Origin of the sequence: Neochlamydia sp. TUME1 (genome assembly GCF_000813645.1) — a bacterium.
In the GTDB taxonomy this organism is placed as follows: Bacteria; Chlamydiota; Chlamydiia; order Chlamydiales; family Parachlamydiaceae; genus Neochlamydia.
This window is the reverse complement of the sequence record NZ_JRXI01000189.1, coordinates 20,048-30,747: the sequence shown is the minus strand read 5'-3', so window position 1 is coordinate 30,747 and position 10,700 is coordinate 20,048. Positions and strand designations below refer to the sequence as shown.

Annotated in this window: 7 protein-coding genes; 5 read left to right on the top strand and 2 right to left on the bottom strand. The window is 38.1% G+C overall.

Features of this window, described 5'->3' with window-relative positions; all coding sequences use genetic code 11:
• Positions 1–237 precede the first annotated feature (237 nt).
• Positions 238–1,761 (top strand): proline--tRNA ligase, encoded by a 1,524-nt coding sequence (proS, locus tag DB41_RS08580; RefSeq protein WP_039386351.1) that lies wholly within the window; start codon positions 238–240, stop codon positions 1,759–1,761.
• 220 nt (positions 1,762–1,981) lie between these two features.
• Here proS and DB41_RS08575 read toward each other — a convergent pair whose 3' ends face one another.
• Positions 1,982–2,299 (bottom strand): hypothetical protein, encoded by a 318-nt coding sequence (locus DB41_RS08575; protein WP_039386350.1) that lies wholly within the window; start codon positions 2,297–2,299, stop codon positions 1,982–1,984.
• Between the two features lie 99 nt (positions 2,300–2,398).
• Between DB41_RS08575 and DB41_RS08570 the strand changes: the two genes are divergently transcribed.
• Complete coding sequence (locus tag DB41_RS08570) at positions 2,399–2,860, top strand: hypothetical protein (protein ID WP_039386349.1); 462 nt, start codon at positions 2,399–2,401, stop codon at positions 2,858–2,860.
• Here DB41_RS08570 and DB41_RS08565 read toward each other — a convergent pair.
• Positions 2,834–3,757 (bottom strand): TerC family protein, encoded by a 924-nt coding sequence (locus DB41_RS08565; RefSeq protein WP_039386348.1) that lies wholly within the window; start codon positions 3,755–3,757, stop codon positions 2,834–2,836. The two genes, DB41_RS08570 and DB41_RS08565, sit on opposite strands and share 27 nt — an antisense overlap.
• A gap of 460 nt (positions 3,758–4,217) precedes the next feature.
• Between DB41_RS08565 and DB41_RS12370 the strand changes: the two genes are divergently transcribed.
• From DB41_RS12370 to DB41_RS08555, 3 genes are all read left to right on the top strand, one after another.
• The gene (locus tag DB41_RS12370; protein WP_238578485.1) at positions 4,218–5,231 is read left to right on the top strand and encodes a chromosome segregation SMC family protein; all 1,014 of its coding nucleotides are present in this window, start codon (positions 4,218–4,220) and stop codon (positions 5,229–5,231) included.
• Positions 5,200–7,770: a chromosome segregation protein SMC gene (locus tag DB41_RS08560; RefSeq protein WP_238578484.1), complete on the top strand. Its 2,571-nt coding sequence runs from the start codon at positions 5,200–5,202 to the stop codon at positions 7,768–7,770. The genes DB41_RS12370 and DB41_RS08560 overlap by 32 nt, the downstream gene beginning before the upstream one ends.
• Before the next feature lie 970 nt (positions 7,771–8,740).
• On the top strand, positions 8,741–10,684 hold the full coding sequence (locus DB41_RS08555; protein ID WP_052244048.1) for a leucine-rich repeat domain-containing protein: 1,944 nt from the start codon (positions 8,741–8,743) through the stop codon (positions 10,682–10,684).
• Positions 10,685–10,700: the final 16 nt, after the last annotated feature.

Sequence of the window (10,700 nt, the reverse complement as noted above, 5' to 3'; positions counted from 1 at the left end):
TGATAACGTTCATTTCTTACCCTCTTAGGCAAACTGAGAAATGCAACGCTTGCAAGAGAAAGGTTTACCTGGCTAAGCCTAGGTTTGTTTAATTGAGTAGACGAGAGGTTATTTGGAGACTTTTAGCAGTAGGGATGCAAAGTAAATTCCATTCTTTATGCTAAGTAGACTTTTCCTTGTAGGATAACATAAAACACGCTAGATTAATTGCTTTCATAAATGAAATGGAAGTATCAAATGTCTCAAGCTAAAGTCCAAAGCGCCATTACTCCTACACGCGAACAAGATTATGCCGAATGGTTTCAGCAGGTAGTTAAAGCAGCTGATATGGCCGAGAATTCTCCTGTCAGAGGGTGTATGGTTATCAAGCCGTGGGGTTATGCAATTTGGGAGAATATCCAACGCCAGCTTGACGAGCGCATTAAAAAAAGCGGGCACGAAAATGCTTATTTTCCTCTCTTTATACCCTTAAGCTATTTGGAAAAAGAAGCTGAGCATGTAGAAGGATTTGCTAAAGAATGTGCTGTTATTACCCATCATCGTTTAGAAGAGAAAAATGGTCGTTTAGTTCCTACCGGAGAATTAGAAGAACCACTTATTGTTCGCCCTACTTCAGAAACAATTATTGGAGAGTCTTTTTCACGTTGGGTAGAATCTTATAGGGATCTACCTTTGCTAATTAACCAATGGGCGAACGTGGTACGTTGGGAAATGCGTCCCCGCATATTTTTGCGCACTACCGAATTTTTATGGCAAGAAGGGCATACTGTACATTCTACCGCCCAAGAGGCTTTAGATGAAACCCTTCGGATGCTAGAAATGTATAGAGAATTTGTAGAAAACGTTCTGGCTCTTCCTGTTATCATAGGAGAAAAATCTCCCGGTGAGCGGTTTCCGGGAGCTGTAAGCACCTACACTCTTGAAATGATGATGCAGGATCGTAAAGCATTACAAGGGGGAACTTCGCATTATTTAGGGCAAAATTTTGCTAAAGCTTCTAATATACGCTTTAGCAACAAAGCAGGGCAGGTGGAGTATGGGTTTACAACTTCATGGGGAATTACTACTCGTCTGATTGGGGGTATGATTATGTGCCATGGCGACGATGATGGCCTAAGAATGCCTCCACGTATAGCAGCAAAGCAAATTGTAATCATTCCTGTAGTCCCGAAACCTGAGATGGAAGGTGAAGTGTGGGCCTATGCGGAGAAGATTGCGCGCAGCTTGCAAGAAGTTCAATATGCAGGGAGACCTCTCAGCGTGTGGATTGATAAACGCGACAAACGGGGTGGAGAAAAAAGTTGGGAGTGGATTAAAAAAGGAGTGCCTTTGCGCATTGAGGTAGGACCACGCGATATAGAAAAACAATCGGCAATTGTTTATAGAAGAGATAAACCTCATAAAGAAAAACTTTCCATGCAAATAGAACAGATTCCTACTGAAAGTTTAAGGTTATTAGAGGAGATTCAATCGGCCCTCTATCAGCAAGCTAAAAAATTCCGGGATGGAAATATTCGCCGCGATATCCATACTTTTGATGAGATGAAAAGCTTTTTTACTCCCTCTAACCTGGATAAGCCCAAAATTCATGGCGGATTTGTTCTTGCCAAATGGTGTGGAGAAGAGGGAACAGAAAAAATGCTTGATGAATTAAAAGTCTCTATCCGCTGCTTGCCCATGCATCAAAGCGGTACGCAGGGCCATTGCATTTTGACTGGGAAACCTGCTACCTTAGATGCTATATTTGCAAAATCTTATTAATCCTAGCTTATTGCCTAGTATTCTAAGGCTCTAATCTCTTGCCTTTTGAGTTTTTTCTTAAAAAGGGCTTTAAGCTGTTAGATTTTTTATAGAGAGAAACTTACCAAATGTCATAAAAAGCTCTTGGAGCATTTCAAGTAGACTCAAAAATTTGGAGAGGGAGAGGATAGAAGGAGTCTCCTAAAGCTTTTAGCCTACAGCAATAAAAATTGAGGGCTTGCTATCGGACATACAGCCAATGGCGAGCTACATTTAAAGAGGAAAAAATTTGCTTAGATTGTAGAGGATTGCGAATATTGTTAAGCTCTGTTTCTAATTTGTCGTCCATCTGTTTTTTTTGTTGTTGAAGCTCCTGCCAATTGTCATCCGTGAAATTTTCTTTTTGAGAAATAAAGGTGGTCAATTGCTCGGGAGAAATTTCCAGTTCTTCTAAAAAAGCATGCGTATCTTCATCTAGCTTTTCTAAACGAATAGCCAACTCTCGCATTTTCCTTTCATTTATATTGAGTTTTTCTTCTAAAATGTCGGGAGAAAACATAAATAACCTCTTTAAATGAACGATAACTAACACTTTATCATCAAATTAAATAAAATTCAATTATTCATTAGTATTTACTGCTTTTTTCAAGGATGGACCGTGCTAAATCTAATTTATTTTTTTCCTGTTTGTGGGGCTGTAATAGGAATAGTGAGCGTGCTTATGACTTGCTTTTTGCTAAGAAGAAAGTTAAAGAGGAGCCAGCATGACTTGGTTACTCAATTAGGTAAAACTCTCAATCAGACGGATTTATTGCCTAATGCTCAGGAGCTTTTGGAAGATAATTTACAGGAAATTATAGAGGATTTAAAAAATCAGATTCCTATGGGTGCTATGCTTTTTACTAAGGCAGTATCAGGAAAAGTTCAAGGTTTAGTCAAAGAGAACCTTTTAAAAAGAATGCCTGCATTAAAAGAAAAAGCCTTCATCTATCTATCTTCTAGAATAGAAGTGGAAAAATTGCTTCTACCTTTAGTTTACTCAGAGCTCTATACTCTATTATTTTATGGGGCGTTAATGGGATTTTTAGTAAGTTTATTCACCCTTATGTGGGTTTTTTAAAAAAGACAATCCAATAGAAGCCATAAGAATAACGAATATTACACTTAAGGTCACCCCAATAGGAAAATGTAAAAACCCTGAAAGCAGCATTTTTAATCCAATAAATATCAAAATGATAGCTAAGCCATAATGAAGATAATGAAAAAGGCGTAGCATGTTTGCTAGAGCAAAATAAAGGGAGCGCAACCCTAAAACTGCAAAAATGTTAGAAGAGTAAATAATCATTGCATCCTGAGTAATACCCATAATGGCCGGGATGGAATCAATAGCGAAGACAACGTCAGTGGTCTCGATAGCTAAAAGTACAAGAAAAAGAGGGGTAGCAAAAAGTTTTTTCTCTCTTTTTACGAAGAAATTATCGCCTTCATAGCCTTCTGTCAGAGGAAAATAGCGTTTAAAAATTTTAATAATTAGATTATTTTCAGGGGAGTTGCCAGCGGTTGAAGTCTTCCCGAGCTTAACACCTGTAAAGATAAGAAATGCGCCGAATAAATAGATTACCCATGAAAAAGTCTGGATTAGAGCTATACCGCATAGGATAAAGAAGGCCCTCATAACGATAGCTCCCCAAATGCCCCATAAAAGAGCTTTATGAGTGTAGCGCTCGGGAACTTTAAAATAAGAAAAGATAATGAGAAAAACAAATAGATTATCTATACTCAAAGAATATTCAATAAGATAGCCTGTTAGAAAACTTAAGGCATCTTCAAGCCCTCTTGTCCAGTAGATCCCTAAATTAAAAGCTAGGGCGAGGCCGATCCAAAAACTTGTAGCAATGAGGGCTGTCTTTATGGAGAGTGTTTTTTCTTTAGCATGAAAGAATTTAAAATCCAACCAAATAAATATTAGAATGGCAAGATTGAAAAGAAGCCAAAAACTGATTGTGTTTTCAAACATAGGGTTGATACCTTAAGCCTTCATAATCGTTTATATCCTTGAATGAGTGGAACTTTTACTCGCCGTCTCTCATTTTCCTGCGCTGTTATTTTTCCCTATCTTTTTAGATTTTTAGCTTTAAGTAATGAAAGCAGTGGAAATTTACTTTACCTTTTGATTTTTTAAAAAAATTAGCTTTTGCAGAAAGCCTCATCTTTTTCAGTCTATCCAAGAATTTTCTTTTTAAACTCTTTTGAAAAAGAAATAAAGTTTTTTATGTTTTTTGCTTGTTTTTTATAGAGACTCTCTCCTGTTCGATAGAACTTAACTCCTTTTCTTTATAAGCAAGCTTTCCTTTGCTCTATTTAAAAGGACAGACCGCTTCCTAAGATAGCTTGCTGCTAGACCTATTCTATATTGAAACAGAATCTTTCATTCTATATCCTAGAAGGCAATTATTAGATAAAGAAAAGGCTGGAGTATGCAATTAAAAAAGATAAAACTTTTCGGATTTAAGTCATTTGCAGAAAGCACTACTCTTGAATTTAACGAAGGGATTACAGCTATTGTAGGCCCCAATGGTTGTGGAAAATCTAACATTGCTGACGCTTTTCGATGGGTGTTGGGTGAGCAATCTGCTAAGTCTATGCGTGGGCATAAAATGAATGATGTTATTTTTGCTGGTACCTCTACACGTAAAGCTCTTAATTTTGCCGAAGTGGCTATAGTATTGGATAACTCTGACAAGACTTTACCCATTGAATATACCGAAGTAGCCGTTATGCGACGCCTTCACCGCAGTGGGGAATCCGAATACTTTATTAATGGCCATCAAGTACGCCTTAAAGACATCCATAGCCTTTTGCTTGATTCTGGGATGGGGAAAGATGCTTATTCTATCTTTGAGCAGGGAAAAATTGACCAGGTTATTAATTATACCCCTTTAGAAAGACGATATATTTTTGAAGAAGCTTCAGGAATTCTTCGTTTTTTGCAACGTAAACGCGAAGCTTTGCGTAAGTTAGAGCAATCCGATCAGAATCTTATGCGAGTTAAGGATATTCATTTAGAAGTTGAAAAGCAAATCATTGTTTTGGAGCAGCAAGCTGAAAAAGCGCGCCTTTTTAAAGAGCACAAGCAACAATTAGAAATTTTGGAAAAAGGCATTTTTGTTATTAAATATGACAACTTACAACATAGATGCCAAGAGATATTTAAAAAAGAAGAGACGCAGAAGTTGTTGCATGCAGAAATGTTAACGACAATAGAAGAAATGAAAAAAGAATTACAAGCAGCCAAAGCTATTCAAGAAGAAAGTGAATTGGATTTACGCAAGCAGCAAGAAAAGCTTTATCAAACTCAAAGTGAAAAAGAAATTAAGAGACGCGAAAAAACTTTCCTATCAAGAGCGTTTAAAAGAAACGGTTACAAAAGAAAAGCGCTGGCAGCACGAACTGGAAAATATGTTAGAAAAACGGCAGATGCGACAAGCTGAAAAAGTTAACATACAGAAACAGCAGCAAGAGAGGGAAGAGTGTTTGCAAGACATGTTAACAGCTTCGCAAGCGCAACGCGATAAAGTTAAAAGTATGGAAAACGAGTTGTCTGCCTTGCGCGAACAATATCAGCATGCTCAGCACAAGTTGATAAAATTTGTGCAAGCTGAAAGTGAGATAGAAAGTAATCTTAAGCAAAACAATGTGCGATTAGAGAACCATCAAGAACGCCGAGAATATTTACTGAACCGTCAAGAACGCTTGAATGAGCTAATTAAAGAACTGCAATCTCAAGTTATCGAGAAGAAGAAAATTGTGGAAGAAGTTGTTGAAACTGTAGATAACCAAAGAGAAATTTTAAATGAGCAAGAACAGCAGATTCAGGCATTGAGTGCCGAGATTAATGTCCTCCAATCTAATTATATAAACTTTCAAAGTGAGCTAGCTGAAGATAAAGCACGCCAGAATGTTCTCTTAAGATTGCGCGAGGATAAAGAAGGCTTCACAGCTAGCAGTAAACACCTTTTGCAAGAATCCTCTAATATTAAAAGCCCTTTATACAATAAGATTTATGGCTTATATGAATACCTAACCCCTCAAGAGGGAGCTGAAAAGGCTTTAGCCCAGATCATGAAGCCTTATGCACAAACTTTAGTGGTCCATACATCTCAGCATCTTAAAGAGGTAATAGAATATGCAGCCGCAAATAAGCTAAAAGACTTTTCTTTAATCTGCCTCGATCGTCTTACTGCATCATCCCGCGAGCTATCTCCTCTCTCTCCTAAGGCTAAAGAGTTAGCCCAGCTTGTTGGGGCTCCTGTAGGCTTAAAGCAATTTTTGAAGGACTGTTTTATCGTCGAAACATTAGAGCAGGCTGAAGAGCTTTCCGAAAGTTTCCCTGAAGCTAGCATTTGGATAATAGACGGCTCTTATATCGATAGGCATCGTGTCTTTTTCTCGATTTCTCAAGGGGAAAATAATGTTTTTCTACGTGAAGCTGAACTTAAAGCTTTACATAAAAGCGTAGAGGAAAAAGAGCTACAAATAAATAATCTTCAGACGAGATTGAAAAAATTAAAAGAAAGACACGTCCAACTTCAATTAGAAAGAAACGAGCTGGATAAGGGTATCCGTCGAGAGGAAATGAAGCTGGTAGAAGTAAACTTTGCTTTACAACGAACCCAAGGAGATCTAGAAAAAGCGTTAAATGAAGTTAAGCAGCTTGAAGCCGAAAATAAAGCTCTTGAGCTTGTTAGCGAGCAACTCTTAAACCTTCTTAGTGAACTTAAGTTAAAATATCATGATGCTAAAACAACCTTAGAAATTGAGCAAAAATTATCCACCTCTCTTCATGAAGAAGTAGAGAAAAGATTACATCTTCTAAAAAGTGCCCGTCATGAGATGCAAGAAAAAGAGGCTATTCTACAGGAGATAGCCGAAGAAAATCGCAAGCTTATCCATGCCTTAAATGTATTAGAAGTGAAGGATTTGGAGAGTCAACAACACGAAGAGCATTTGTTAGAAGAGATTGAAAATGGACAGCAAGTAAAAACACAGCTCAAGCAAAGTGTGCAAGAATTTGATTCCATGTTAGAAAAGACGGAAGGCAATTTGAAAGAATTGGTAAACTTGCTTGCAGGAAAAGAGCAAACAGTTGCAGAAAAAAAATTAAGCCTTGCTAGAATGGATGAGCAATTATCTCGGTACTACCAGGAGTTAAAACAGCTAGAAAATGAGCTCCATCAAACGGCCATTCAGTTAGCTCATATAGAATCTTCCAGACAATCATTAGAGAATGAACTGCAGCAGCGCTATCAAATAACTATCCATGAAGTTAAAGCTTTAGATCTTCCTTTAGAAAAAAGTATGGAGCAAGGAGAGAAGAAAATTCGTGCTTTACGCCAAACGATAGAGTCTGCAGGTGATATCAATATGACCTCTATTCATGAATTTGATCAACATAAAGCTCGTTATGAATTTTTGAATCAACAGATTGATGATTTGAGCGAATCTAAACAAGAGCTTATACAAATCATTGCTCATTTAGAAGGAGAAAGTAGAAAGATTTTTAAGGAAACTTTTGAGTTGATTTGCCACAACTTTAAGAAAAATTTTAAAATTTTATTTAATGGAGGGGAAGCTGATCTTCAATTTACAGAAACAGAAGATATTCTGGAAGCAGGCATAGAAATTATTGCGCAGCCCCCCGGTAAGCAGATGCGTTCGATTAACCTGTTGTCTGGAGGTGAGAAATGCCTAACAGCCCTAGCTTTATTATTTGCTATCTTTGAAGTTAAGCCCGCGCCTTTTTGCATTTTAGATGAAATTGATGCTCCCTTGGATGATACGAATGTGGAAAGATTTGTCAATGTCGTAAAACACTTCTTAGAAAAATGTCAATTTATCATCATTACTCATAATAAAATTACGATGTCGATTGCCGACGTGCTCTTTGGGGTTTCGATGCAAGAACGCGGAATATCTAAACTTCTCTCTCTCGAATTTTCCAACCACACTGTTTCTGCCTCCACTTTGTAGATTAGGTGGCAGAAAAAGCATAAAAATTCAAATTTCTTAAAAAAGAGGGATGTTTTAAATAAAAATGTTGATGTTATTAAAAAATTTACTAGAAGACAATTTGTTTTCTCTTTTTATAATATGCTTTTGAGATACTCCTTATGCAGCCCCGTACTTTATAAAAACCCCTCGAACTAAGTAGAGAGACATGTTTCAGAGGGTTGTTTATGCAGACTAAGTTTTTTCAAAGCGTATAATAAAGGCTTAAATTTTTTAAATGCGCAATCACTGTTTATACGCTTAAAAAGCTACCTGAGTAATAGTGTGTAGGGATACAGAGGGCCTTTTTTCAAATTCGAATAACCTATTGAGGAGAGAGAAACTGGGTTTAAAGGGCTTTATCATGCAGATTGAGGAATTAAACGCCCTGGCTAAAAAGAAAGCCTAAGGTGAGTCTAGTCCCAATTTAATTAGCCAGGGCGCTGAAAGCAAAAAGTGCCTAGCAAATAATAAAAGCGCGTCCGCTATTGTGCATATACTATTGAGAAATTGTGTTTCAATTACCTGATCTTTAATTCACCTCATAAAAGCTTGGCAAAAACTTGGCTGAGGTACTTGGAAGATTTTAACTCTCTGTTCTTATAGGACTGCAAGCTAATCTTTAGTATACAAAGCCAGTTCAGGGAAATAAAACAAGTCTTTTTTAAACAATCAATTTCCTAAGCAAAAGATCAAAAGTCGGTTTGAAGATAAAGCGAGACTAGAACAGCAATGCACCTATATCAAGGTATAGTAAAAGAGGAATGCAAACCGAAGCCCTTAAGAGAAAAACAATATAGCATTTTTTAAAGGAACCAAGTCTATAGTCTGAAAAGAGAATTAATCTTTGAATCTATTGCTAGCATTTTCTTGCATGCTTTGGGTTTTTTTTATATCTTTTTCATTAAAAAGAGACTTAAGGATTTAGATAAATCTTAATAAAGGCTATAAAATGCATACTAGCGTTTCTATTTCTTTTGCGCATTTGCCTAATGAAGTGCTTACTTCCATTTTAGAGTACTGCGCCACACCTTCTTTATCTAGCGTTTGTACAAGATGGCGACATTTGCTGGCTATAGAAGTAGTGCCTTCTCTTTATAGGCAAATAGTTAAAATTCATTTTCCTCCAGGAAATGTTAGCAAGCATGCTCTTATTTTAGATAAAATTTATAAGCTAGATCATGAGCTTCTTCCAATGCAAAAAGTAAAGGCAATCTTTAAGCAAACCTTTACTTTAGCTAAATCTCTATCACCTCTAGAATTTAAAAATAACCCTGCAGAAAATAAGTGTTTTACAGCCGCTAATTACGCCTTTTATCTATTAAATATTAATCGCCTTTTAATGTGGAAAAAATTACCTGGTGGAGAGGGATATTTAGAGCAAGAAGAAATCAAGTATTTGCCTTTAGCAAAAAAAGGAGAGCTTTTTAAAGAGTGGATTGAAAGGTATGGCAAAGATATTGCGAGTTTACAGTTAGAAGGAATTGGCTTAACCCTTTTACCCCCAGAAATAGGGCAATTATCGCAGCTGGAAGAGCTTTCGTTAAAAAACAACCAGCTTACCACTCTTCCTGCAGAGATTGGGCAGCTGTCTAAGCTAACGTGGTTTTTACTAAACGATAACCAGCTAACAGCTGTGCCTGCCGAAATAAGACAGCTCTCGCAGCTCACAAACCTTAACTTAGGGTACAACCAGCTCACTGCTGTTCCTGCAGAGATAGGGCAGCTTTCTAAGCTAACAGGGCTTTTCTTAAATGATAACCAGCTCGCCGCTGTTCCTGCAGAGATTGGACAGCTGTCTGAGCTAACTTGGCTTTTACTAAACGATAACCAGCTCACCGTTCTTCCTGCCGAAATAGGACAGCTCCTTTGGCTAGAAGTTCTTAGATTAAGCAACAACCAGCTTACTACTCTTCCTGCAGAGATAGGGCAGCTCTCTGAGCTGCGAAAGCTTCAATTAAACAACAACCAGCTAACCACCATTCCTGCAGAGATAGGGAGTTTATCGCAGCTGCAAACTCTTGCCTTAGATAATAATCAGATAATTGTTGTTCCTACAGCTATCGGACAGCTTTCCGAGCTGGAAGGGCTTTGGTTAAGCAACAACCAGCTAACCGCTATTCCTGCAGAGATAGGGCATTTATCGCAGCTGCAAACTCTTGCCTTAGATAATAATCAGATAATTGCTGTTCCTACAGCGATAGGGCAGCTTTCCAAGCTGCGAAAGCTTTGGCTAAGCAACAATCAGCTAACCGCTATTCCTGCAGAGATAGGGCATTTATCGCAGCTGCAAACTCTTGCCTTAGATAATAATCTGATAATTGCTGTTCCTACAGCGATAGGGCAGCTTTCCAATCTGCGAAAGCTTTGGCTAAGCAACAATCAGCTAACCACTATTCCTGCAGGGATAGGGCAACTTTCTCAGCTTACAAGGCTTTACTTAGACCACAACCAGCTTACCACTATTCCTACAGAGATAGGGCAGCTTACCGAGCTGCTAGGCCTTGTGTTAAACCACAACCAGTTTACCACTCTTCCTGCACAAATAGGGCAACTCTCTCAGCTGCGAATGCTTAACTTAGGGCACAACCAGCTTACCAGCGTTCCTACAGAGATAGGGCAGCTTAACGAGTTGCGAAGCTTTCTATTAAATAACAACCAGCTAACCGTTATTCCTCCAGTAATCGGACAGCTTTCCAAGCTGCAAGAGCTTTGGTTAAGCAACAACCAGCTCACCGCTGTTCCTGCAGAGATAGGGCGGCTCTCTCATTTGAAAATACTTGACTTAGAGGGCAACCAGCTTACTACTGTTCCTGTAGAAGAGATAAGGCAGCTTTTTCAGCTTGAAAACCTTTGCTTAGAGCGCAGCCAACTTACCCCTTTTCTGCGGAGATAGAGCTATCAACTGAGCC